At 71.7% G+C, this 23,763-nt stretch carries 23 protein-coding genes and 1 tRNA gene; 11 read left to right on the top strand and 13 right to left on the bottom strand.

Annotation, left to right across the window (positions count from 1 at the left end; all coding sequences use genetic code 11):
* Positions 1 to 5 precede the first annotated feature (5 nt).
* The 3 genes from LY625_RS09420 to LY625_RS09410 all read right to left on the bottom strand — a co-directional run bounded on the left by LY625_RS09420 (position 6) and on the right by LY625_RS09410 (position 1,753).
* Complete coding sequence (locus tag LY625_RS09420) at positions 6 to 1,037, bottom strand: N-acetylornithine carbamoyltransferase (protein ID WP_233739843.1); 1,032 nt, start codon at positions 1,035 to 1,037, stop codon at positions 6 to 8.
* 100 nt (positions 1,038 to 1,137) lie between these two features.
* Positions 1,138 to 1,281 (bottom strand): hypothetical protein, encoded by a 144-nt coding sequence (locus LY625_RS09415; RefSeq protein WP_233739841.1) that lies wholly within the window; start codon positions 1,279 to 1,281, stop codon positions 1,138 to 1,140.
* A gap of 4 nt (positions 1,282 to 1,285) precedes the next feature.
* A complete protein-coding gene (locus LY625_RS09410) occupies positions 1,286 to 1,753 on the bottom strand; it encodes a hypothetical protein (RefSeq protein ID WP_233739839.1) in 468 nt (155 codons plus the stop codon).
* Between the two features lie 150 nt (positions 1,754 to 1,903).
* On the opposite strand from LY625_RS09410, the gene cysS reads away from it, so the two are divergent.
* Together cysS and LY625_RS09400 are read left to right on the top strand one after the other, a co-directional pair.
* Entirely contained in the window at positions 1,904 to 3,271 is a 1,368-nt protein-coding gene (cysS, locus tag LY625_RS09405) for a cysteine--tRNA ligase (protein WP_233739837.1), read from the top strand.
* Positions 3,272 to 3,286: 15 nt separating this feature from the next.
* Positions 3,287 to 3,739: a SufE family protein gene (locus LY625_RS09400; protein ID WP_233739827.1), complete on the top strand. Its 453-nt coding sequence runs from the start codon at positions 3,287 to 3,289 to the stop codon at positions 3,737 to 3,739.
* A 90-nt stretch (positions 3,740 to 3,829) separates the two neighbouring features.
* Here the strand turns inward: LY625_RS09400 and dksA are convergent, their stop codons facing one another.
* Positions 3,830 to 4,603 carry an RNA polymerase-binding protein DksA gene (dksA, locus tag LY625_RS13505; protein ID WP_233739825.1) on the bottom strand — a complete coding sequence of 258 codons (774 nt, stop codon included), beginning with the start codon at positions 4,601 to 4,603 and terminating at the stop codon, positions 3,830 to 3,832.
* A 157-nt stretch (positions 4,604 to 4,760) separates the two neighbouring features.
* On the opposite strand from dksA, the gene yidD reads away from it, so the two are divergent.
* The 3 genes from yidD to LY625_RS09380 are packed head-to-tail and all read left to right on the top strand — an operon-like array spanning position 4,761 to position 7,243.
* The gene (gene yidD, locus LY625_RS09390) at positions 4,761 to 5,039 is read left to right on the top strand and encodes a membrane protein insertion efficiency factor YidD (protein WP_233739823.1); all 279 of its coding nucleotides are present in this window, start codon (positions 4,761 to 4,763) and stop codon (positions 5,037 to 5,039) included.
* Positions 5,040 to 5,051: 12 nt separating this feature from the next.
* The gene (locus tag LY625_RS09385; RefSeq protein WP_233739821.1) at positions 5,052 to 6,401 is read left to right on the top strand and encodes a dihydroorotase; all 1,350 of its coding nucleotides are present in this window, start codon (positions 5,052 to 5,054) and stop codon (positions 6,399 to 6,401) included.
* 2 nt (positions 6,402 to 6,403) lie between these two features.
* Positions 6,404 to 7,243: a M23 family metallopeptidase gene (locus LY625_RS09380; protein ID WP_233740103.1), complete on the top strand. Its 840-nt coding sequence runs from the start codon at positions 6,404 to 6,406 to the stop codon at positions 7,241 to 7,243.
* On the opposite strand, the gene LY625_RS09375 is transcribed toward LY625_RS09380, so the two are convergent.
* From LY625_RS09375 to efp, 6 genes are all read right to left on the bottom strand, one after another.
* Positions 7,206 to 8,957 (bottom strand): diguanylate cyclase, encoded by a 1,752-nt coding sequence (locus tag LY625_RS09375; protein WP_233739810.1) that lies wholly within the window; start codon positions 8,955 to 8,957, stop codon positions 7,206 to 7,208. The genes LY625_RS09380 and LY625_RS09375 overlap by 38 nt on opposite strands.
* Before the next feature lie 64 nt (positions 8,958 to 9,021).
* On the bottom strand, positions 9,022 to 9,774 hold the full coding sequence (locus tag LY625_RS09370; protein ID WP_233739808.1) for a phytoene/squalene synthase family protein: 753 nt from the start codon (positions 9,772 to 9,774) through the stop codon (positions 9,022 to 9,024).
* Positions 9,756 to 10,433, bottom strand: coding sequence for a phosphoglycolate phosphatase (gph, locus tag LY625_RS09365; protein WP_233740102.1), 678 nt, complete (start codon positions 10,431 to 10,433; stop codon positions 9,756 to 9,758). The genes LY625_RS09370 and gph overlap by 19 nt, the downstream gene beginning before the upstream one ends.
* Positions 10,430 to 11,152: a bifunctional 2-polyprenyl-6-hydroxyphenol methylase/3-demethylubiquinol 3-O-methyltransferase UbiG gene (gene ubiG, locus LY625_RS09360; protein WP_233739806.1), complete on the bottom strand. Its 723-nt coding sequence runs from the start codon at positions 11,150 to 11,152 to the stop codon at positions 10,430 to 10,432. Before ubiG ends, gph begins: the two co-directional genes overlap by 4 nt.
* Positions 11,149 to 12,486, bottom strand: a complete 1,338-nt coding sequence (locus LY625_RS09355; RefSeq protein ID WP_233739804.1) for a TRZ/ATZ family hydrolase — start codon at positions 12,484 to 12,486, stop codon at positions 11,149 to 11,151. Before LY625_RS09355 ends, ubiG begins: the two co-directional genes overlap by 4 nt.
* A 2-nt stretch (positions 12,487 to 12,488) precedes the next feature.
* Positions 12,489 to 13,055, bottom strand: a complete 567-nt coding sequence (efp, locus tag LY625_RS09350) for an elongation factor P (RefSeq protein WP_233739802.1) — start codon at positions 13,053 to 13,055, stop codon at positions 12,489 to 12,491.
* Between the two features lie 79 nt (positions 13,056 to 13,134).
* Here efp and epmB point away from each other — a divergent pair, with 79 nt between their 5' ends.
* Positions 13,135 to 14,139, top strand: a complete 1,005-nt coding sequence (epmB, locus tag LY625_RS09345) for an EF-P beta-lysylation protein EpmB (RefSeq protein WP_233739800.1) — start codon at positions 13,135 to 13,137, stop codon at positions 14,137 to 14,139.
* A gap of 109 nt (positions 14,140 to 14,248) precedes the next feature.
* Complete coding sequence (locus LY625_RS09340) at positions 14,249 to 16,324, top strand: EAL domain-containing protein (protein ID WP_233739799.1); 2,076 nt, start codon at positions 14,249 to 14,251, stop codon at positions 16,322 to 16,324.
* 20 nt (positions 16,325 to 16,344) lie between these two features.
* Here LY625_RS09340 and htpX read toward each other — a convergent pair whose 3' ends face one another.
* Positions 16,345 to 17,244 carry a protease HtpX gene (gene htpX, locus LY625_RS09335; protein WP_233739796.1) on the bottom strand — a complete coding sequence of 300 codons (900 nt, stop codon included), beginning with the start codon at positions 17,242 to 17,244 and terminating at the stop codon, positions 16,345 to 16,347.
* Between the two features lie 111 nt (positions 17,245 to 17,355).
* On the opposite strand from htpX, the gene gluQRS reads away from it, so the two are divergent.
* Together gluQRS and phaR are read left to right on the top strand one after the other, a co-directional pair.
* A complete protein-coding gene (gene gluQRS / locus LY625_RS09330; RefSeq protein ID WP_233739794.1) occupies positions 17,356 to 18,258 on the top strand; it encodes a tRNA glutamyl-Q(34) synthetase GluQRS in 903 nt (300 codons plus the stop codon).
* A 77-nt stretch (positions 18,259 to 18,335) separates the two neighbouring features.
* Complete coding sequence (gene phaR / locus LY625_RS09325) at positions 18,336 to 18,785, top strand: polyhydroxyalkanoate synthesis repressor PhaR (protein ID WP_233739792.1); 450 nt, start codon at positions 18,336 to 18,338, stop codon at positions 18,783 to 18,785.
* A 55-nt stretch (positions 18,786 to 18,840) separates the two neighbouring features.
* On the opposite strand, the gene LY625_RS09320 is transcribed toward phaR, so the two are convergent.
* Entirely contained in the window at positions 18,841 to 19,773 is a 933-nt protein-coding gene (locus LY625_RS09320) for a M48 family metallopeptidase (RefSeq protein WP_233739782.1), read from the bottom strand.
* A gap of 28 nt (positions 19,774 to 19,801) precedes the next feature.
* The gene (locus LY625_RS09315; protein WP_233739780.1) at positions 19,802 to 21,709 is read right to left on the bottom strand and encodes a formylglycine-generating enzyme family protein; all 1,908 of its coding nucleotides are present in this window, start codon (positions 21,707 to 21,709) and stop codon (positions 19,802 to 19,804) included.
* Between the two features lie 113 nt (positions 21,710 to 21,822).
* Here LY625_RS09315 and rnd point away from each other — a divergent pair, with 113 nt between their 5' ends.
* Both rnd and LY625_RS09305 read left to right on the top strand, forming a co-directional pair.
* Entirely contained in the window at positions 21,823 to 22,986 is a 1,164-nt protein-coding gene (gene rnd, locus LY625_RS09310; protein WP_233739772.1) for a ribonuclease D, read from the top strand.
* 39 nt (positions 22,987 to 23,025) lie between these two features.
* Positions 23,026 to 23,101 (top strand) — tRNA-Ala (locus LY625_RS09305).
* Positions 23,102 to 23,763: the final 662 nt, after the last annotated feature.

Here is a 23,763-nt window from a genome sequence, read left to right as displayed (position 1 = left end):
GGGTGTCAGCGCACCAGCGCCGACATCACCGCCTTCTGCACGTGCAGGCGGTTCTCCGCCTCGTCGATGGCGATGCATTGCGGGGAATCCATCACCGCGTCGGACGCCTTCACGTTGCGCCGCAGGGGCAGGCAGTGGCTGAAGACCGCGCCGCGGGTCAGGGCCATCTTCCGCTCGTCGACGATGAAGTGGCGGTGCCGTTCGCGGATCGCCTTCTCCGCTTCCCAGTTACCGAAGTACGGCAGTGCGCCCCAGCTCTTGGCGTAGACCACGTCGGCGCCGGCGTAGGCGCTGTCGGGGTCGTGGCTGACGCTCAGCGAGCCGCCGCTCTCGGCCACGTTGCGGGCCGCCCAGTCCATGTAGCGCGCGTCGAGCACGTACTCGGACGTGGGGCACAGCAGGGTCACGTCCATGCCCATCCGGGTGGCGATGGCCAGGGCGGAATTGGCGACCGCGGTGTTCAGCGGCTTCGGGTGGTAGGTCCAGGTCAGCACGTACTTCTTCCCGCGCAGGACCTGCTCCGGACTGGATCCCGGCTCGCGGCCCAGGAAGTGCTCCTGCAGCGCCATCACGTGGGCCAGTTCCTGGCACGGGTGGGTGATGGTCTCCATGTTGATCACCGGCACCGGGCTGAACTTCGCGAATGCCCGCAGCACCCGGTCCTCGCGGTCCACCGACCAGTCGGCGAACCGGGGGAACGCGCGCACCCCGACCAGGTCGGCGTAGCGGCCCAGCACCCGGGCGACCTCGGCGATGTGCTCCTCGGCCTCGCCGTCCATCACCACGCCGGTATCGAACTCGATCGGCCAGGCGTCCTTGCCCGGCTGCAGCACCACCGCGTGGCCCCCCAGCTGGAAGGCGCCCAGTTCGAAACTGGTGCGGGTACGCATGGACGGGTTGAAGAACACCAGCGCGATCGAGCGCCCCCTGAGCTGGTCGCCCAGCGGGCTGCGCTTGAACTGCGCGGCACGGGCCAGCAGGTCGTCCAGGCCGGACCGGGACCAGTCCTGGGTGTTGAGGAAGTGGCGGGGGGACATCGCGAGGCTCCTTGGAGGGAAGGCGCCGGGCGGTCGAGGTACGAAAAAGCCCAGCGCGGTGGCTGGGCTTGCGTACCGCGTACAACGATGCGTGCGCGTACTACCCGGCCGGAATGTCGGTCGAGCGTCGGCGCGCGCGCGAGGTCATGCCGGCCGCCATGCGGGCGGAGGTCAGGATGTCGGCGTGGGCGCGCAGGGCATTCATCGAGCGGAGGATCTTGGCACGCGGCAGGGACGGCGGCAAGCGCCTACTCGCTGTGGTCGCCGACCACCACCGGGGTCACGCCGACCCGGATGCGAAGCCGGTTGCCCGGATCGTCCGGCAGCCTGGAGCGGAACTTCAGCCCCTTGTAGTCGTAGTCCACGTCATAGGCGATCGGACGGCGGAACTCGCGCTGGACCGGCACCGTGCGGCAGTCCACGCGCGGCTCGCCCGCGTCCCCGCCATCGCTTCCGCCCAGCGCGTCGCGCACGCGGCCGACCACGCGCTGCAGCCGCGACGGCCCGTCCGCGTCCGCCGCGGGTTCGCCGGCCGGATCGCACTCCTGCTCGACCGCGGTCGCCGTCAGGGTCTGGTACACCGGGGTGACCTGCAGCACCTGCGCATAGGCGAAACGGACGTTCTCGGCCTGGATGACCGTGCGGGTCTCCTGTCCCCAGGCAGGGAATGCCGCGGCTGCAAGCAGCAAGGCAAGCGGCGCAAGGCTGGACTTCATCGGTGGGCAGGTCCTTCGCAGGCAACCGGCAGAGTGTAGGTGCCGTGCACGCACGGGGGCTGAACCCCTGCTGGTGCGCGGTCCGCGGCCACGCCGGGGCGGGCCGGTCGCCGCGCCGGGTAGAATGTCGCAAACCTGTCCGATGTCCCCATGAGCCTGCACCTCTTCAACAGCCTGACGCGGCGCGTCGAACCCTTCCGGCCGCTCGATCCCGCGCGCCCCACCATGTACGTATGCGGGCCGACCGTCTACAACTACGTGCACATCGGCAACGCGCGCGGCCCGGTGGTGTTCGGGGTCCTGGCCGAGCTGCTGCGGCGCCGCTTCGGCGCCCTCGCCTACGCCCGCAACATCACCGACGTCGACGACAAGATCAATGCCGCGGCCGCCGCACAGGGCGTGCCGATCTCGGCGATCACCGACCGTTTCGCCGCCGCCTACCGCGAGGACATGGCCGCGCTGGGCGTGGCGCCGCCGGACATCGAGCCGGAGGCGACCGCGCACATTGCCGAGATCATCGCGATGATCGAGCGGCTGGTCGCCAGTGGGCACGCCTACGCCGCGGAAGGCCACGTGCTGTTCTCGGTCGGCAGCTTCGCCGGCTACGGCAGGCTCTCGCGGCGCGACACCGGGGAGATGCTCGCCGGCGCCCGGGTGGACGTCGCTCCGTACAAGCGCGATCCCGGCGACTTCGTGCTGTGGAAGCCGTCGACCGCGGAATTGCCGGGCTGGGACTCGCCCTGGGGCCGCGGCCGCCCGGGCTGGCACATCGAATGCTCGGCGATGGCCGCCGCGCACCTGGGCGAGACCATCGACATCCACGCCGGCGGGGTCGACCTGCAGTTCCCGCACCACGAGAACGAGATCGCCCAGAGCGAATGCGCCCACGGCGGGCGCACCTTCGCCCGGTTCTGGCTGCACAACGGCATGCTGACCTTCGGCGGCGCCAAGATGAGCAAGTCGGTGGGCAACATCGAGAAGGTCCACGACCTGGTCCGTGCCCACCCACCGGAGGCGCTGCGCTATGCCCTGCTCAGCGCGCACTACCGGCAGCCGCTGGACTGGTCCGCGGCGCTGGTCGAGCGCAGCATCAGGACCCTGGACCGGTTGTACGGCACGCTGCGCGACCTGGCCGGCGTGCAGGCCGGGCCTATCATCCCGGCGGAACTCGAAGCCGCGCTGGACGACGACCTCAACACCCCGCAGGCGCTGGCCGAGCTCTCGCGCATCGCCGGCGAGGCCCGCAAGGCGGGCTCCGATCCGGAACGGGCGCGCTTGAAGTCGCAGCTGATCGGCGCCGGCCGGGCGCTGGGCCTGTTGCAGCAGGATCCGGCCGGCTGGTTCGCCCGCGACGCGGCTGCCGGGGACGATGCCCGCATCCAGGCCCTGGTGGAAGAGCGCGAAACGGCCAGGAAGGCGCGCGACTTCGCCCGCGCCGACGCCATCCGCGACCAGCTCGCCGCCGAGGGCGTGCTGCTGGAGGACACCGCCGCCGGCGTGCGCTGGCGCCGCGGCTGAGACAACGAGGATCCCGTGACCGCTTTCCCCGACTCCCCCTTCCCGCTCGAACCCACCGCCCGGGCCGCCCAGGCCGCCATCGTCGAGGAGTTCGGCTTCTTCAGCGACTGGTCCGAGCGCTACCAGTACCTGATCGACCTGGGACGCAAGCTGCCGCCCTTCCCGGAAGCCTGGAAGACCGAAGAGCACCGGCTGCACGGCTGCCAGTCGATGGTCTGGATCGTCCCGGAGAACCGCGACGGCACCCTGCACTTCCACGCCATCAGCGACTCGGCGATCGTGTCGGGCCTGATCCATCTCGCGCTGCGGGTCTACTCCGGGCGCAGTCCGGAGGAGATCCTCGCCACCGAACCGGACTACGTCGCCGACATCGGGCTGGCGCGGCAGCTTTCGCCGACCCGCAGCAACGGGCTGGCGGCGATGCTGGGGTTCATTCGCCAAGCGGCGGCTGAGGGGATTCGCGGCTGAGGCCGCTCCCCGCGGGCGCTCCGGTGGAGCCGACCACGGAAAAGGCCCCGCTCTGCGGGGCCTTTCGGTATCGCGCAGGGGAACGGGAGCTCAGTCGCCCATCTGCTTGCGCAGGTGCTCCCAGCGTTCCTGGGCATCCAGGGTGCGCTCGGCGGTCAGCCGCGCCTCCAGGCGATCCAGGCCGATCTCCTCGCCGGTGTCGACGCAGTAGCCGTATTCGCCCGAGTCCACGCGCTTGAGGGTGCTGTCGATCTTGCTGATCAGCTTGCGGTAGCGGTCGCGGGTGCGCAGTTCCAGCGAGTTCTCGGTCTCGCGGGTGGCCCGCTCGGCCTCGTCGCCGACGTCGCGCACTTCCTCCTTGAGGTTCTCGATGGTCTGCTTGGACTCTTCCACCAGGTCCTCGCGCCACTGCATCAGGCGCTGGCGGAAATACTCCAGCTGGAGCGCGCTCATGTACTCCTCGTCCGCGTCCGGGCGATAGCCGTCGGGGAGGATCGGGCGGCCGGTGTTCTTGTCGGTCTTGTACTGCACGGTCTTGTACTTGCTCCGGGGAGTGGGTGCCTGCGGCTTGGCTGCCACCGCCACGGCGACCTTGCCGGGACGGCGCGCGGCCGGCGCGCCGGCGGTCTTCGCCGGAGCGGTGGTCGCCTTGGCGGCCTTCGCCACCTTGCTGGCCGCCTTCTTCGCGGCGGCCCCGGAGGCGGTTTTCGCAACCGCCTTCTTCGCCGGGGCTTCGCTGGCGACGGCCTTCTTCGCCGCTGCCTTCTTCGCCACCGCCGCCTTCTTCGCGGGAGTCTTGGCCGCCGCCTTGCTGGCGCTGCTGGTGGCCTTCGCGGCCTTCTTGACGGTCTTCTTCGCTGCCACTGTCGGGTATCCTTGGTCAGTCCCTTGTGACGGGAAAGCGCGCTGTTATACCCTGCCCCGCAAGCGGCGGCAACCGCGCCACAGCGGGTTCCCACACCGCGCGCCCGTCACTTGTCATGGCGCCTGCCGTGTGCCGCAGCGGCTTCGCGCCACATCGATGGTGAAGGCCCCATCCTACCCCGCCGCGACAACGCGTGCCCGGCACCGGACCCCCGTGATCGAACGCGTCCTCATCGTCCTGCTGAAAGGCTACAAGCGCTTCGTCAGCCCCCTGCTGGGACCCCGCTGCCGTTTCCACCCGAGCTGCTCGAGCTACGCGATGCAGGCCATCGCCCGCTTCGGCGCGCTGCGTGGCGGCTGGCTGGCGCTGCGCCGCATCGCCCGCTGCCATCCACTCAACCCCGGCGGCCACGACCCCGTGCCGCCCGCCCACTGACCGAGGACCCCCATGAGCCCATCGACCCTGATCGTCAATGCCCGCCTGGTCAACGAAGGACGCGAGTTCGACGGCGACCTGCGGATCGAAGACGGGCGCATCGCGCGGATCGGCAGTGGACTGTCGGCGCGGGAGGGCGAGCCGGTGGTCGACGCCGCCGGCCGGCGCCTGCTGCCGGGCATGATCGACGACCAGGTGCATTTCCGCGAGCCGGGCATGGAGTACAAGGCCGACATGGCGGTGGAGTCCGGCGCCGCCGTCGCCGGCGGGCTGACCAGCTTCATGGACATGCCCAACACCAGCCCGCCGACGCTCGATGCCGACGCGCTGGAGGACAAGTACCGCCGCGCCGCCGGCCGTGTCCGCGGCAACTACGGCTTCTACATGGGCACCAGCACCTCCAACCTGGAGGCGATCCAGCGCCTGGACCCGCGCAGTGCGCCGGGGGTGAAGGTGTTCATGGGCGCCTCCACCGGCAACATGCTGGTCGACGACCCGGAGGTGCTGGACGCGGTGTTCCGCGACGTACCCACGCCGATCATCACCCACTGCGAAGACACCCCGATGATCGAGGCCGCCACGGCCCGGTACCGGGAGAAGTACGGTGACGACATCCCCGCGGCCTGCCACCCCGACATCCGCTCGCGCGAGGCCTGCATGAAGTCCACGCAACTGGCGATCTCGTTGGCGCGCCGGCACGGCACCCGGCTGCACGTACTGCACATCTCCACCGCCGACGAGCTGGCGCTGTTCGAGCGCGGACCGCTGGTGCGCCCCGATGGCAGCCGCAAGCAGATCACCGCCGAGACCTGCATCCACTTCCTGCGTTTCGACCGCCGCGACTACGAGGCGCTCGGGCACCTGATCAAATGCAACCCGGCGATCAAGGACCCGGCCGACCGCGAAGCGTTGATCCAGGCCCTGGCCGACGACGTGCTCGACGTGCTCGCCACCGACCACGCCCCGCACCTGCTGGAAGAAAAGCGGAACCCCTACACCAGGGCGCCCAGCGGGCTGCCGCTGGTGCAGTACGCGCTGGTCGCCGCGCTGGAGCTGGTCCATGAGGGCCGGCTGTCCACCGCGCAGGTGGTGCAGAAGTTCGCCCATGCCCCGGCGCAGCTGTTCGACGTGAAGGAGCGCGGCTTCCTGCGCGAGGGCTATGCCGCCGACCTGGTACTGGTCGACGACACCCCGTTCACCGTGCGCCGCGAAGACGTGCTGTCGAAGTGCGGCTGGTCGCCGTTCGAGGGCCGCAGCTTCCACAGCCGGATCGCCTCGACCTGGGTCAATGGGCAACTGGCCTGGGACGGGACGCAGCTGGTCGGCGCGGCGGCCGGCCGGCGCCTGGAGTTCGACCGTTGAGCGTGCGCTCCGCCTGCCTGGCGCTGGCGCTCGCCGCCGGGGCTGGGATCACGGCCGCGCCCCCGGCGTCCGCCGCGCAGTCCGCTGCGGCCGATACGCGGGTGGTGTTCCCGGCTTCGGTGCAGCAGGGGGCGATGGTGATCGGCCGGGTCCCGCCGGGCAGCCGCGTCACCCACGCCGGACGGACCCTGCGGGTCACCGGCTACGGCAGCGTGGTGTTCGGGGTGGCACGCGACCAGGCCGGACCGGTGGAGGTCCGGGTGCAGCGTCCCGACGGCCGCGTGGAGACCGTGGCGGTACGGGTCGACGCCCGCGACTGGCCGGTGGAGCGCGTCGGCGGGCTGCCGCCAAAGACCGTCTCGCCACCAAAAGCGGTCGCCGAACGCATTGCCCGCGAGCAGGCCCGGGTGGCCGAGGCGAGGACCCGTGACGAGGCCCGCGCCGGATTCGCCGAGCATTTCACCTGGCCGGTGGAGGGGCGCATCAGCGGCCGCTTCGGCAACCACCGGGTCTACAACGGCACGCCCGGCGCGCCGCACTCGGGCATGGACATCGCCGCCGCCACCGGCACCCCGGTCAGGGCACCGGCATCGGGCATCGTCAGCTTCGCCGACGATCTCTACCTGACCGGCGGAACGGTGGTGCTCGATCATGGCCACGGCGTCAGTTCCAACTTCCTGCACCTGTCGCGCATGGACGTGGAACCGGGCACCGAGGTCCGCCAGGGCGAGGTGATCGGCGCGGTCGGCGCCACCGGCCGGGCCACCGGGCCCCACCTGCACTGGGGCATGAACTGGTTCGACGTCAGGATCGATCCGCTGCTGGTGCTCGAGCGCCGGTAGCGTGGGCTCCGGCGCCGGCGCGCAGGCCGGCCCAGCGGCTGGCGCTGACCCGGTCGCGGCCGGCCTGCTTGCTGGCATAGAGCGCCTCGTCGGCACGCCTGACCAGCTGGTCGGCACCCTCCCCCTCCATGAGCTGGGCCACCCCCAGGCTCAGGCTCGCAACCAGGTGCGTGCCCTCGATCTCCAGGCTCCGGCAGTTGACCGCCGAGCGCAGGTTCTCGGCCATGCCCACCGCCTCGTCCAGCGCCGTGTCCGGCAGCAGCACCAGGATCTCGTCACCTCCCCAGCGCCCGAACAGGTCGTAGGTGCGCAGCCGGTTGCGGGTACGCAGGGCGATGATCCGGATGCACTGGTCGCCGACCGGATGGCCGTGCACGTCGTTGACCTGCTTGAAGTGGTCGATGTCGAAAAAAACCACCGACAGCGGCGTCCCCGAGGAGTGGGCGGCGTGCACCGCCTCGCCGAGCCTGGCCTCGATCGCCGGACGTGACAGCCCGCCGGTCAGCAGGTCGTAGGAGGCCATGCGGCTGGCGTCGTCGCGGTCGCGGCGCAGCTTCTGCAGGGTCTCGCCGAGACCGGTCATCACCACCAGTCCGGACAGCACGCAGCTAGCCGGCAAGGCGTGGCCCAGCCACGGCGGCCCCAGCCACGCCCCGTTGAGCTCGGCCAGGTGGGCCAGCAGCAGCGCGGTCATCGGCAGCCAGGCGACCAGCAGGAACAGCGCCGGGCGCCGGCCGCGGGCCGCCTCGGCGAGCGCCGCCAGCACCACGGTGGTGGCCATTGCCGCGGCGACCACGCTGGTGGCGACCAGCACCTTCGCGCCGGGAATCACCAGGACCGCGAGGGCCAGTGCGCACATCGCCGCGCCAAGCACGCGGAATACCGGCACCAGCGCCGGCCGGTGCCTGGCAAGCCCGAGATAGCGGCCCGCGAACACCATGCTCGAAAGCAGTGCCAGCAAGCCCGACAGGTGCACCAGCCTGGGGTCCCAGGCCAGCCATGCGAGCGCCGGCGCCATCAGCGCCTCACCGCCGCTGGCGGCGAAATAGACCGCCTGGCTGGCCAGTGCCAGGGCGAGCAGGCCGAAGATCGCCTCGCGCACCCCGAACCACAGCCCAAGCGCGAGTACTGCCATCACACCCAGCCCCGCCAGTCCCGCGCTGCGCCAGGCCACGTGCAGCAGGTCGGCGCGATGGACCTCCGCGAGCGGGTCGATCCGCACCCGCATCGGGTGGCCCAGTGGCGTACGCACGCGCAGGTAGACCGCGTCGCCGGCACGCAGGCCGGATGCAAGCGGCACCGCCAGTACCCGCAGGGACAACCGGCCATCGCCCATCCCGTGGCGCGATGGGCGCACGTCGCCGGGCAACCACGCCTCCACCATGGCCTGGTGCGGACCGAGCACCACCAGTTGCGGCAGCGCATCGGGCGCCACGTCGCCGTGCACGCGCACCCGCCACCAGCCGGTCTCGTCCGGCGGCTGGCTCAACACCGCGCCGCGCACCGGAACGAACGCGTCCTCGAGCCGGCCGCCGAGCACCTCCGCCGGCAGCGGGTCACCGGGGACATGGGCAACCGAGACCTCCACCAGCGAAGGCCCTTCGGCCAGGCTGCCATCGTCGTCCGTCCCGCTGCAACCGGACAGCAGCAGCATCGCCCACAGGGCGGATGCCGCCAGCGCGGCCCCGCCCAACGACCGCCACGACAGCTCCATGCAGCCCCCCAATTGCATCGCAGGCGCGGGACCCTGCCATCCGTCCCGTACGGACCAAGCGTACTTATACCCGGGCGGCCTTCCAGGCACGCCACAGGGTGCTCCAGCCGGACAGCGGCTGGCCCGGGTCCGCGGCGTCGAGCCGGCCCCGCGCCAGCGCCGTCCAGATCCGGCGTGGCCGGGAACTGGATGCGGCACCCGGCCAGCGCTGCCTCAGCTCGGCTGTCCATGCCTGGCGCGGATCGCCCGACCCCGCCGATGCCAGCAGCGTGAGCGGGATGTGGGCGTCGTTGTCATGGGTGAAACGCGATAGCAGCAGCCAGGCGGACAGCGGCCCGTGGTCCGCCTCCCGGCCGGGCGCGGCACCGAACAGCGCGCCCTCCACCGCCGCTGCCGCGCGCGCGAACGGCGCGAGCTGGTCGAAGGCTTCCGCGGCATCGCCGGGACGTTCACGGGTTCCGGGCAGGCTGTCCAGCGCGGCGGCCAGGACGCCCCAGGGCGCGCCGGTACGCAGCAGCGACAGGCCCAGCGGATGCCGGCGCACGCCGCGCTCCCAGCCCCGCAGCTCCTCCTGCCACCAGCCGAGCTTGGCCAGTCCGGGCCGCGGGTCCGCGCCACCCCAGGCGGCATCACCCAGTTCCTGCACCAGCGCGGCCCAGGCCAGCGCACGGGGGCGCTCGGCGGCGGGCACGAACACCTCGGCGATCGGCCATTCCGGCCAGCGTGCCCGCCACTTGTCGAGGAAGGCCTGCAGCGCGGCGGCGTCGCCCTCGCGGGCATCGGCCGGGGCCACCGGGGTCAGTTCCGGGCCGGCCACGCCGCCGCCTCGCACAACTGCCGGGGATCCTCGACCAGCACGTCCCCGCGCCAGGCGAACGGGTCGTCAGTGCTGAGCCGGTAACCCCACAGCGCGACCACCGAGGGCATGCCGGCCCCGTGCGCGGCGACGATGTCGCGCTCGTCGTCGCCGACATAGGCACAGCGCTCCGGCTCGATGCCGAGGATGCGGGCGGCGTGCAGCAGCGGCGCCGGGTCCGGCTTGCGCACCGGCAGGGTGTCGCCGCCGACCAGCACCGCGCAACGCTCCTGCCAGCCGAGCATCGGCATCAGCGGAATGGCCAGGAATTCGGGTTTGTTGGTGACGATGCCCCAGGGACGGCCGGCGGCCTCCAAGGTCGACAGCAGGGGCTCGATGCCCTCGAAGGCCGAGCAGTGCCGGCCCAGCTCGGCCTGGTAGGACGCCAGGAACTCGGGAACCCATGCCTCTCGGGTCGCCTCGTCGATGCCCGGGAAGGCGGCGGAAATCATCGCCCTCGCCCCCTTGGACACGTGCGGGCGCAGCTCGGCCAGCAGCATCGGGGCGGTCTGGCGACGCGCGCGCATCGCGTTGGCGGCCGCCAGCATGTCCGGGGCGCTGTCGAGCAGGGTGCCGTCCAGGTCGAACAGCACCGCGTCGGGGAGCCGCGCCGCCATCAGCCGGCGCCGGGCTTGCGGGCGCAGGCCAGGTAGTTCACGTCCGGCCGGCGGATCACCCGCGCGGCGTTGCGCCAAGGCTCATAGGCCAGCCCGCTGACGTCCTCCAGCTCCAGCCCCGCGGCACGCAGCATCGCGCCCAACTCCGAGGGCCGGATGAAGTCGCGGTACTGGTGGGTGCCGCGCGGCAGCAGCCGCGCCAGGTACTCGGCGCCGACGATCGCCAGCGCGAAGGCCGCCGGGGTGCGGTTGAGGGTGGACAGGAACAGCAACCCGCCGGGCCGGAGCAGGCGCGCGCAGGCCTCGACCACCGAGGCCGGGTCCGGCACGTGCTCGAGCATCTCCATGCAGGTCACCACATCGAAACTGCCGGGCGCCTCGTCGGCCAGCGACTCGACCGCCTGCTGCCGGTAATCGACCTCGACGCCGGACTCCCTGGCGTGCAGGCGCGCGACCCTGACCAGCTCCGGCGCCAGGTCGAGCGCGGTGACCCTCGCCCCGGCGACGGCCATCGCCTCGCTCAGCAGCCCGCCACCGCAGCCCACGTCCAGCACCCGGGCACCGGCCAGGGTGGCCCGGGCGCCGACGTAACCCAGGCGCGCCGGGTTCAGCGCGTGCAGCGGCTTCTGCGGTCCTTCCGGATCCCACCAGCGCTGCGCCAGGGCGCCGAACTTGTCCAGCTCGGCCTGGCTGAAGTTGTGGCCGGCGGTGGTTCCAGTCATCGGTTCTGCTGCTCCAGGATCGTGGCGATGCGGCCGCGCCACTGGCGTGCGTTGGCGAGCAGCGCCGCGGCGTCCATGTCGACCAGGTCGCGCCCGTCCAGCTTGCGGTGGCCGGCGATCCACACGTCGGTCACCTGCTGGCGCCCGGTGGCGTAGACCAGCTGCGAGATGGCGTTGAACAGCGGCTGGGTCTCCAGCGGATCCATGTCGACCAGTACCAGGTCGGCCTGCTTGCCCGGTTCGATCGAGCCGATCCTGTCGTCGAGGCCGATCGCCTTCGCCCCGCCCAGGGTGGCCGCGCGCAGCGCGCTGGCGGCGCTGAACGCGGTCGCCTCCCCGGCGACCGCCTTGGCCAGCTGGGCGGCGGTGCGCATCTCGCCGAACATGTCCAGGTCGTTGTTGCTCGCCGCGCCGTCGGTGCCGATCGCCAGGTTGACCCCGGCCCGCTCCAGCTTCGCCACCGGGCAGAAGCCCGAGGCCAGCTTGAGGTTGGATTCCGGGCAGTGCACCACGCTGACGCCGCGGCTGGCGCACAGCTCGATCTCGGCATCGGTGAGCGCGGTCATGTGCACCGCGACCAGGCGCTCGTTGACCAGGCCGAGCCGGTCCAGCCGCGCGAGCGGACGCTGGCCGTGGTCGCGCTGCGAGTCCACGACCTCCTGCTCGGTCTCGTGGGTGTGCAGGTGGACCTGCAGGTCGAGCTGGTCGGACAGCGTGCGGATGCGGGCGAAGGCCGCGTCGGACACGGTGTACGGGGCGTGCGGCACGAAGGCCAGCGAAACCAGCGGGTCATCGCGCCACTGGTCGTGGACCTGGATCGCCTTGTCGAAATACTCCTCCTCGCTGGCCGCCCAGGCATTGGCGAACTGCGCCACCGGCAGGCCGACCACGGCACGGAAGCCCAGCCGCTTGTAGGTGGCGGCCTCGACGTCGGGGAAGAAGTAGTTCTCGTTGGCGCAGGTGGTGCCGCCGCGCAGCATCTCGGCCACCGCCAGGGTCACCCCGTCGGCGATGAACTCCGGCCCGACCACCGCGCCTTCCACCGGCCAGATGTGCTCCTGCAGCCAGGTCATCAGCGGCAGGTCGTCGGCGATCCCCCGCAGCAGGTTCATCGGGTTGTGGGTGTGGGCGTTGACCAGGCCCGGGATCAGCACCGAGCCGGGGCGCGAGACGGTCTCCGCCGGCTGGAAGCGGGCACGCGCCTCGGCGGCCGGCAGCACGGCGAGGATCTCTCCGCCGCTGACGGCCACGGCATGGTCTTCAAGCACCACGCCATGCGGCTCGATGGGGACTACCCAACCGGCTTCGATGAGGAGGTCGCAGGACTGGAGCATGCTCACTTGACCCGGCTGACGTACTCGCCGGAGCGGGTGTCGACCTTGATCAGTTCGTCCTGGTTGACGAACAGCGGCACCCGCACCACCGCGCCGGTCTCCAGGGTGGCCGGCTTGCCGCCGCCGCCGGAGGTGTCGCCACGCAGGCCCGGGTCGGTTTCGGTGATCTTGAGCTCGACGAAGTTCGGCGGCTGGACCATGATCGGGGTGCCGTTCCACAGGGTGACCACGCACTCCTCCTCGCCCTTGAGCCACTTGGCGGCGTCGCCCATGCCGGCCTCGTCGGCCTGGACCTGCTCGAAGCTGGACGGGTCCATGAAGTGCCAGTGCTCGCCGTCGCTGTAGAGGTACTGCATGTCGGTGTCGACGACGTCGGCGGCTTCCATCGAGTCGGTCGCCTTCATGGTGACTTCCTGCACCCGGCCGCTCTTGATGTTGCGGTACTTGACGCGGGTGAAGGCCTGGCCCTTGCCCGGCTTGACGTACTCGGTGTCGGTGATGATGCACGGGTCGTTGTTGACCAGGATCTTCATCCCGTTCTTGACGTCGTTCATGCCGTAGGTGGCCATCTGGAGCTCCTGAAAGTGAAGGCGGCTAGAATGTCCGGCTCGCCACGCCGGCCCGGCGCGGCGGAAACACAGGTCCGGAATGATACCCGCAGCCCTTCCCACGATGCAGTCGCCGCGCTGGCAGCAGCTGTGGCGCGAGGCGGTGCGCGACGGCGGCGAGCTGCTCGGCCTACTGGGCCTGGACCCGGCGGCGCTGGGCCTCAGCGCCGGGGCGGCGCGGCAGTTCCCGTTGCGGGTGCCGCGCGGCTTCGTGGCCCGGATGCGCCACGGCGACCCGGCCGACCCGCTGCTGCGCCAGGTACTGCCGGTCGACGCCGAGATGCGCCCCGCGCCGGGCTTCAGCCTGGACGCGGTGGGCGACGGCGCGGCGAGCGCCGGCGACGGGATGATCCGCAAGTACAACGGCCGTGCCCTGCTGGTCGCCACCGGAAGCTGCGCGATCAACTGCCGCTACTGCTTCCGCCGGCACTTTCCCTATGCCGAGCAGACCGCCTCGGCCGCCGGCTGGGCGGCGGCGCTGGAGCGCATTGCCGCCGACGGCGGGATCGAGGAGGTGATCCTCTCCGGTGGCGACCCGCTGTCGCTGTCCGACGCCAAGCTGGCCGCCTTCACCGATGCCTTGCGGGCGGTGCCGCACGTCCGTCGCCTGCGCCTGCACACGCGGTTGCCGGTGGTGCTGCCGGAGCGGGTCGACGACGGTTTCACCGACTGGATCGCATCGTTGCCCTGGCCGGTTGCCGTGGTCCTGCATGCCAACCATGCCAACGAGTTCGACGCTGGCGTGGATGCCGCCCTCGCGCGCCTGCGCGCGGCCGGCGCGAGCCTGCTCAACCAGGCGGTGCTGCTGCGCGGGGTCAACGACTCCGTCGACGCGCTCGCCGCACTGAGCGAGCGCGGCTTCGCCGCCGGCGTGCTGCCCTATTACCTGCACCAGCTCGACCGGGTCCAGGGCGCGGCCCACTTCGAGGTCGACGATGCGCGCGCCCGCCAGCTGCACGCCGGCCTGGCCGCACGGTTGTCCGGTTACCTGGTCCCGCGGCTGGTGCGCGAGGTCGCCGGCGATCCCGGCAAACGGCCGCTGTAACGCATCGCGCACGCGACCGCCGGCACATCCGCCACCGACGGGAATGGACGCTCGCCGGCGCATCTGTCATAACCCCCGCACGCCCCCTGCCCCGGAGGAGCCCGCCCACATGCCACCTGTTGATGAAGCCGCCCTGCGCCTGCTGATCGTCGATGACAGCGTCGAGGCGGCCGAGGCGATCGTCAGCGGCCTGCGCAACAGTGGCATCGCCGTCCGCCCCAGCCGGCCCGAAGACGCCGAGGCGCTTGGCGCGCTGCTTGCCGGCCCGCCGGCCGACCTGGTGCTCGCCGACCTCGCCTCGACGACGGTCCCGCCCGGCCAGGTGATCGCCCAGGTATCGGCCAGCGGCAAGGACCTGCCGGTCCTGCTGCTCGCCGAGGCGATCGACGATGCCGTGGTGTTGCAGGCCCTGGAACTGGGCGCGCGGGGGGTGCTCCTGAAGGGCAACAAGGCACACGTGGAGGGCCTGGTCCGCGAAGCCTGGTCCGACCTGCTGGCGCGCCGTGCCCAGCGGCGCCTGGAGTCGCAGCTGCGCGAGACCGCGCGCCGCTGCGATGCGCTGATCGACTCCTCGCGCGACCCGATCGCCTACGTCCACGAGGGCATGCACATCCGCGCCAACGAGGCCTACCTGGAGATGTTCGGCTTCGGGAGCTTCGAGGATGTCGAGGGCATCTCGCTGCTGGACATGGTCGCGCCCGAGCACGTGGAAGGCTTCAAGCAGCTGCTCAAGCAGCTGGCACGCGGCGAGGCGCCACCACCGCGCTACGAGGTCCAGGCACGCACCCTGGAAGGCGGCGGCTTCCCGGCGGTGATGGAGTTCGCCCCGGCCACCTACGAGGGCGAGAGCTGCGTGCAGGTGGTGCTGCGCCGGCAGGAGTTCGACCCCGAGCTGGCCCGCGAGGTCGAGGAACTGCGCCACCGCGACGTGGTCACCGGGCTGCTCAACCGCCCGACCTTCCTGCACGCACTGGAGGAGCTGGTCAAGGACGCGGCCGCCGGTGGCTCGCACTGCGTGCTGCTGATCGAGCCCGACCACTATCCCCGCCTGCTGGAGGAGATCGGCCTGGATGCGGTCGACTCGCTGCTGACCGCCTTCGCCCGCCGCCTGGAGCACGTGCTCGGCGAGGGCGACCAGTGCGGGCGGCTGGGCGACCACCAGTTCGGCGTGCTGCGCCGGGACAGCGACTACCACGGCACCGTGGCGCTGGGCGAGAAGATCCGCACCGCCTTCGCCGACAGCGTGCTGGAGGCGGGCGAGCGCTCGCTCACCGCCACGGTCAGCATCGGCGGGGTCCAGATCGGCGAGAAGATCGCCAGCCTCAACGAGGTGCTGGCCCAGGCCCACCAGTGCATCCAGGGCGCGAGCACGGTCGGCGGCAACCGGGTGCAGATCTTCGACCCCTCCGCGGTCGACCGCGCCGAGGAGGAGCGGGTCGCGGCCTGGGTCTCGCGCATCCGCGATGCGCTCGACTCCGACCGCTTCGTGCTGCACTACCAGCCGCTGGTCGCCCTGCACGGCCAGCCCGGCGAGCACTACGACGCTTTCCTGCGCATCCGCGGCGATGACGGCGAGCTGATCCCGCCGGTGAGCTTCCTGCCGATCGCCGAGGAGCACGGCCTGCTGTGGGAGATCGACCGCTGGGTGGTGCGCGAGGCGATCACCCGGCTCGCGGCGCAGCGCCTGGCCGGCCGCCCGACCACGGTGATGGCCCGGGTGTCCGACGTCGCGCTGCAGGATGACAGCCTGGTCACCCTGGTCCGCCAGCAGCTCGCGCAGCAAGGCGTGGACGGCGGGCAGCTGGTGCTGCAGCTGGCCGAGCCCAAGGTTTCGACCCAGCTGCGCGCAGCCCAGGAGTTCCGCCGCCAGATGGCGGAGCTGGGCGTGCGCATGGCTCTGGAACAGTTCGGCAGCGGGCTGAACTCGTTCCAGTTGCTGGGCCACTTCGATGCCGCGCTGGTGCGCATCGATCCCGCCTTCTCCGAGGACCTGGCCGGCAGCCCGGACAACCAGAAGCGGCTGCGCGAGCTCACCGACAAGGCGCACGACATGGGCAGGCAGGTGATCGTCGATACGGTCAACGATGCCAGCACCATGACCGCGCTGTTCAGCGCGGGCATCGACTACGCCCAGGGCGCCTTCCTGGCCGCCCCGGGTCCGGACATGGACTACGACTTCGGCTGAGGCGGTCCCCCGGGGTCCCCTCAGGCGGCGGTGCGCACGCGGTCGTCCAGGCGCTGCAGGGCGGCGATGCGCTCCTCCAGCGGCGGATGGCTCATGAACAGCCGGCGCAGGCCGTGGCCGACCGCGCCGCTGATGCCGAAGGCCTGTACCTGGCGCGGCAGGGTGTTCTCGCCGTAGGTCTGCGACAGCCGCTGCAGCGCGGCGACCATCTTGCCGCGGCCGGCCAGCTGCGCCCCGCCGGCGTCGGCGCGGAACTCGCGCCGGCGCGAGAACCACATCGCGATCATGCTGGCGAACAGCCCGAAGACCATGTCCAGCACGAACACCGTGGCGAAGTATCCGATGCCCACCCCGCCGTCGCGGTTGCCACTCAGGTAGCCGTCGATGACCCGGCCGACCACCCGCGAGAGCACGATCACGAAGGTGTTGAGCACGCCCTGGATCAGCGCCATGGTCACCATGTCGCCGTTGGCCACGTGGCTGACCTCGTGGCCCAGCACCGCCTCGGCCTCGTCGCGGTTCATCGAGCGCAGCAGGCCGGTGGACACCGCCACCAGCGAGTTGTTGCGGCTCGGACCGGTGGCGAAGGCGTTGATCTCCGGGGCCTCGTAGATCGCAACCTCGGGCATGGCGATGCCGGCGGCCTCGGCCTGGCGGCGCACGGTGGACACCAGCCACTGCTCGCCCTCGTTGAGCGGCTGCTCGATCACCCGCGCCCCGGTACCGCGTTTGGCGACCCACTTGGACATCATCAGCGAGATGAACGAGCCGCCGAAGCCGAACACCAGGGCCATCACCAGCAGGCCGCCGTTGTTGCCCAGGCTGATGCCGAACACGCCCTGCAGGATGCTCAGGACGATGCCCAGCAGGACCACCACGGCCAGGTTGGTTGCAATGAAAAGCGCGGCGCGCTTGAACATCGGTGACTTCCTCATTCGCGCCGGATGCGCGTTTTCGATAGACCGGAAGTGTGGCAGTTTGGACGCGAATTCAATATCAGCGGTCCACGCCGCCAGCCCCTGCAAACGCCGTTGAACGCTCCCAGCACTCCCTCCGGCCCGGCGTTGCCCACCGCCCGTGGCCGGTTCGCGCCCTCGCCCACCGGCGACCTGCACGCCGGCTCCCTGCTGGCCGCGCTGGGCAGCTGGCTGTTCGCGCGCAGCGCCGCCGGCGGATGGCTCGTGCGGATCGAGGACGTCGACCGCCCGCGCGAGGTGCCGGGCGCGGCGGCGCGCCAGCTGGAGACCCTGGCCGCCTGCGGCCTGGTGGCCGACGGCCCGGTGATCCGCCAGAGCGAGCGCGGTGCCGTCTACCGCGGGGCGCTCGACCGGCTGCTCGCGCAGGGCGATGCATTCACCTGCCACTGCAGCCGGGCGGACCTGGCCGCCACCGGCGGCGTGCATGCCCGCTGCGTGGCGCGCCGCGAGCGCCCGGATCCCGCGGTCCGGTTCCGGGTCCCGCCCGGAACCCGCATCGGCTTCCACGACCAGGTCCAGGGCCGTTACGAACAGGATCTGTCGCGGACGGTCGGCGACTTCGTCCTGCTGCGCGCCGATGGCTGCTGGGCCTACCAGCTGGCGGTGGTGGTCGACGACGCCGCGCAGGGCATCACCGGGGTGGTCCGCGGCGCCGACCTGATCGACTCCACGCCGCGCCAGATCCTGCTGCAGCGGGCGCTCGGCCTGCCCACGCCCACCTACGCCCACCTGCCGCTGCTGCTGGGTCGCGACGGCCGCAAGCTGTCCAAGTCCGACGCCGACCTGCCGGTCGATCCGGCCGACCCGCTGCCCGCGCTGGCGGTGGCCTGGCGGCACCTGGGCCAGCGGCCCCTGGAACTGCCGCGCGGGACCGCGCCAGCGGATTTCCTGCACGCCGCGATGGCGGGCTTCGACCCGCGGCGGATCCCGCGCACGCTCCCCTTTCCCGGGGCCTGATCCATGCCATCCGGGGGTTTGCACGCCCCCGGGGCATCGGCGATGCTCGGGGCTCGCCCGCGCGTCCCGGAAGTTCCATGCGACTGATCAAGAAGTATCCCAACCGCCGGCTCTACGACACGGAGATCTCCAGCTACATCACCATCGAAGACGTACGCCAGCTGATCGTCGAAGGCGAGGCGTTCCAGGTCTGCGACGCACGCTCGGGCGACGACCTGACGCGGCAGGTCCTGCTGCAGGTCATTGCCGAGCACGAACAGGGCGGCTCGCCGCTGTTGAGCCCTGCGCTGCTGATGCGACTGGCGCGCCTGCATGGGGATGCACGCCAGGGCGAGGTCGCCCGCTGCCTGGAGGACGCGCTCGACCGGCTCGGTGCGCCGCCGGCCCCGGCCCCCGGACCGGAGCGCGCCGGCGCGGCGGCGACGTCCTCCGTGCAGCGCCCGGCGCCGTCACGCCGGGCCCAGGCGCAGAACCTCACCGGCAGCTTCGGTCCGGTCGCCACCATGGCCCGGCGCCCCGGCGGCTGAGCGGCCGTTCCACGAGCCGGCCGTCCGACGGCCCGGCGGTTCCACGCCCGGCCGCTCAGCCGCCGGGCGCCGGCTGCCCGCCGCAATAGCGGGCATGGAACTCCAGCGCCTCGGGCATGAGCTGCTGCAGGCGCGCGATCCGGTTGGCCGGATCCGGATGGGTGGAGGCGAACTCCGGCGGGCTCGGGCCGCCGGTCGCCGACATGCGCTCCCACAGGCCGATCGCCTCGCGCGGGTCGTAGCAGGCCGCCGCGGCGAGCATCAGCCCGACCTGGTCGGCCTGGCTCTCATGGTTGCGGCCGTAGGGCAGGATCAGGCCGTACTGCGCACCCGCGCCCAGGGCACCCATCACCATGGCCTGCCGCTGCGGGTCGGCATCGCTGACCGCGACTGCCGCCGCCATCTGCCCCAGTTGCACCAGTTCCTGCTGCGCCAGGCGCTGCGAGCCATGCCGCAGCAGGGCGTGGGCGATCTCGTGGCCCATCACCACCGCCAGCGCGTCCTCGTTCCGGGTGACCGGGAGCAATCCGGTGTAGACCGCCATCTTGCCGCCCGGCAGGCAGAAGGCGTTGGCCTGCTCGGACTCGATCACGCTGACGTCCCACTGGAAACCGCGCCAGCTGTCGGGTACCTGTTGCTGGTTCCGCGCCGCCAGGTCGGCGCTGACCTGCGGCACCTTGTCCACCAGCCGCGAGGCGATGGTGCGGACCTGCACGCTGACCGGCGCCGCCGGGTCCACCAGGGCGCCCTGTGCGTTGGCATCGCCCAGCACCTGCTGGTAGGCCTGCGCGCCCAGCTGCACCTCCTCGGCGGGAGTCGCGGCGTAGTGCGCGGCCTGTCCGGTGTAGGGGTCGATCTCGGCACTGCCGAACCAGCGCCAGGCCGCGAACGCCGCGAAGGCGACCAGCACCCACCACTTGATGCCCCCGCCCCGGCGCCGCGCCCCGTCCGCCTGTGCCTGCTGCCCCGTGCCGAGCCGAATCCTCATGCCTCGCTCCCGCCCGGCGGGCCGGGCATCAGATCCCGCGGACGACCCGGAAGCCGACCCGCGCGTTGGTGGTGGTGGTCGGGCTGCCCAGGCGCCACGCCGAGCGCGTCTGCGCTGGCGAGCTGGCCCATGAGCCGCCACGAACCACCTGGTCACGGCAGCCGGGATTGATCCACGCCCGGCCGTCCGCAGGCGCCCGCCGGTAGCTGTCATGCCAGCAGTCGGCGACCCATTCGCTGACATTGCCGGCGATATCGTGAAGGCCGAATGCATTGGCTGCGTAACTGCCGACCGGGGCCGGCCCCCAGGCGCCGTCGTCGTAGCCATCGAAGGCGTTGCGCCATTCCCGGCCGCCCGGCGAACGGTCGCCGCCGCCGGTGAAATTGCCGCTGCCCGGTGGCGGCGGACCCTCGCCCCAGGGAAAGCGTGCCGGGCTGCCGGCGCGGAGCATGTACTCGAACTCGGCCTCGCTGGGTAGCCGGTAGGCCTCGCCGGTCTGCTCGGCCAGCCAGTCGGCATAGGCCGCCGCGTCCTGGGCACTGACGTGGACCACCGGCTGGCGGTCGTCGGCGCGCTCGCCAAGGTAGTCACTGCTCCAGTCCACGCCACTGCGCCGGACCATGTTCCCGCTGCGCTCGTCATAGACCACCGAATAACCGCGGCGCACCGCGCGGGCGCGGTAGCCGGTGGCGGTGATGAAGCGGCGGAACTCGCCCACGGTCACCTCGGTACGCGACACCGCCAGGCCACGGTCGAAGCGGACCTCGCGCACCGGGCGTTCGGCATCGCTGGAGCCGGACTCGCCGGCCGGCGCGCCCATGTGGAAGGTGCCGTGCGGGATCACCACCATCTCCGGTCCGCGCCCGCCGTTGCGCAACGCTTCGGTGAACGACTGCCCCGGGCGGAACAGCCCGTAGTGGGTCGCCAGCTCAATGCGCTCGCGCAGCTCGGTGGCCGCCGTATCCCCGGGATGCGCGATGCGCAGCAGGGTCTCCAGCTCACGCTGCGCCAGCGCGATGCCGTCATCGCGCGAAAGCGCGGCGATGCCGTCATCGCGCAACTGGCGTACCCGGGCCCCGCGGTGACCCGCCAGGCGCCGGCGGGCCTCCTCGACGGTCGTGGCCTCCGGGCGGACCTCGGCGGCGCGGTCCAGCCACTGGCCCGCCTGTTCGTACTCGTCGGCGTCGGCCGCCTGTTCGGCACTGCGGATCAGCGCGCTTTCCACCGCGGCCAGCCCCTGCAGCGCGCGGGCGTCATCCGGACGCAGCTCCAGTGCCCGGCGGAAGTGCGCCTCGGCGGGAATCGGACCCTCGAGCGGGGCACCGCCGGCGGCGAGTGCGCGCTCGCCCTGCGCGCTCTCATGGTGGGAGCGGCGCGCCTGTTCGATGCCCTCGAGCAGTTGCGCCGCCTGCGGGTCATCCGGGCGCAGCTCGCGCAGCGCGGCGCCGGCCTGCTGCGCCCGCTGCAAGGCGGACGGGTCAGCGTCGAGCGCCGCCAGCTCGGCTTCCACCCGCGCGGCGAGCGCATCGACCGAGCGCTCCAGTCCCTCGGCGACCGCGGCGTCTTCGGGGAGCTGCCCGGCGAGCGCCAGGTACAGCGCGACCGCCCCGGACTCCGGGTCCAGCAACTCGCCGGCCTCGAGTGCCTCGGCGGCGCGGACGCGCAGCGCCCCGGCCTGGTCGGGATCGATCTCCAGCTGCGGGCGCTCCCATTCCACGGTGGTCTCCGGCTCCTCGCCGGCCCCGGCGGGCAGGACCGGGGGCGCGGCCTGGTGCTCCTCGCCGGCCGAGGTGCGCGGCTCGCCGGCCTCGCCGTCTTCCCCACGTCCACAGCCGGCAGGGATGGCCAGGACGGCCACCGCGCAGGCCAGCAGCAACGCGTGGGTGACGCGGCGGCGGGCGCGAGCGTGCGGAGCGGGCTGTGCTGGCAATGGCATCCGGCGATCGTCCTCCTGCCCGCACGCGCGCCCGGCAGGGCGCGCCCTGAAGGCTGCGCTGAAAGTAGGCTATTGTCGCCTGCCCCGGCAACTTCGCACCTACGCGCCTGCACGTGCCCCATCCCAGCACCGATTCCAACACTGCTCCGTCCCCCGATCCGATCTGGATTTCCGAACCGGCCGCACTCGATGCACAGCTCGCCCGGCCACTCGCGCGCGTGGGCCTGGATACCGAGTTCATCCGCGAGCGCACCTACTGGCCGAAGCTCGCGCTGGTGCAGATTGCACTGGAAGTGGACGGCGGCCTGCGGATCCTGCTGGTCGACACCCTGGCGCCCGGGATGGCCGAACCGGTCGCCCGGCTGCTGCGCGACCGTTCCGTGCTCAAGGTGATGCACAGTCCCAGCGAGGACCTGGTCGCCTTCTCCCATGATTGCGGCGCGCTGCCGGACCCGCTGTTCGACACCCAGGCCGCCGCCGCGCTTGCGGGCATGGATGCCGGGATGGGCTACCAGCGGCTGGTCGAGCAGGTCACTGGCGTGCTGCTGCCCAAGGGCGAGACCCGCTCGGACTGGCTGCGCCGGCCGCTGTCGACCGCGCAGCTGGGCTATGCCGCCGACGACGTGCGCCACCTGTTCGCCCTGCATGACGAACTGGACCGCAGGCTCGGCGAGCTGGGCCGGCGCGACTGGCTTGCCGCCGATGCCCGGCGCACCCTCGAGCGCGCCGCCGCGCCCGAATCCGAGCGCTGGCCGCACCTGTCGCTGCGCGCCGCGCAGTTCCTCGATCCTCCGGCCCAGCAGCGACTGCTGCGCCTGCTGCGCTGGCGCGAAGCCTACGCCCGGGAGACCGACCGGCCGCGCACCTGGATCCTCGACAACGAACTGGCCAACGCCCTCGCCCGCCAGCCGCCACCCGACGCGGCCGGGCTGCAGGCGCGCCTGGACGCCCACCCCAAGGCACCGCGCAAGCTGGGGCCGCTGATCTGGAAGGTCCTCAACGAGCCCCTGCCCGACGAGGCCGACGCGCCCGATGCCTCCGGCATCGAGCGCCTGGACAGGCAGCGCATGCGCGCGGTCAAGGATGCGGTCGCCTTGCGCGGCCGCGAACTCGGCCTGCCCGACGGCGTGCTGGCCTCGCGCAAGCACCTGGAGGCCCTCCTGCTGGCCCCCGGCCAATGGCCCGGGGCGCTGGAGGGCTGGCGCCGCGAACAACTGGAACCGGTGCTCGCCCCGCTGCTTGCCGGCATCGCCACCGGCGTCGGCAACAGGGACTAGCGCGACGCGCAGGGCACCGGTAGAATTGCCGCCTTCAATGGGGCGGTAGCTCAGCTGGGAGAGCGTCGCGTTCGCATCGCGAAGGTCAGGGGTTCGATCCCCCTCCGCTCCACCAAATCCCGGAACGCCGGCCACTGGCCGGCGTTTTCATTTCCGCGACCTACGGTCGCTTGCGCACCGCCCGCGTTTCAGGCCGCGTGCCGTTCATGCGAGAATGCCCGGCCTCACGGCCCCGTAGCTCAGCTGGATAGAGCGTCCCCCTCCTAAGCAACGGATCGTAATTTTTGGTTTTAGGCGGGTCGTCGTACGCCATTGTTTTTTCTATGTTTTTTTCTCTCCGACGCTCTTCACTACCTCCTGAATAGCATCAAAAAGCATCAAAAAGCACGGTCTAGCGTCCCAGAAGTGTCCCAGCCTTCCGAGCGGGCGCAAGCGTTGGTCATTTCGGGCTCCTGCCTGTAGCGGTCCTCCAAGCACTCGCTTGCGACCTTTGGACCCAGTAGTTCGTCTCCTCTTCTAGCCCATCGACTGCCTTTCCCGCAGTCGCCTCACCCGTGTCTCTGGTCCCGTCTGATCTTCACATCGGGCATCATCAAGGGAGCACAAACAGGGGGAGGGGCTGGATGACACCGAACGACTTCATCAGGAAGTGGCGGGACGGCGGAGATGAACGCCGAGACTGGCACTCCTTCTTCGATGACCTCTGCCGTCTGGTTGGGCATAAGACGCCACGAGAGGCCGACCCAGAGCACACTTGGTTTACCTACGAATACGGGG

The sequence above is a fragment of the Lysobacter sp. GX 14042 genome, assembly GCF_021390425.1.
GTDB lineage: Bacteria > Pseudomonadota > Gammaproteobacteria > Xanthomonadales > Xanthomonadaceae > Novilysobacter.
The sequence above is the reverse complement of the archived record's forward strand: the minus strand, read 5'-3'. Positions and strand labels throughout refer to the sequence as shown.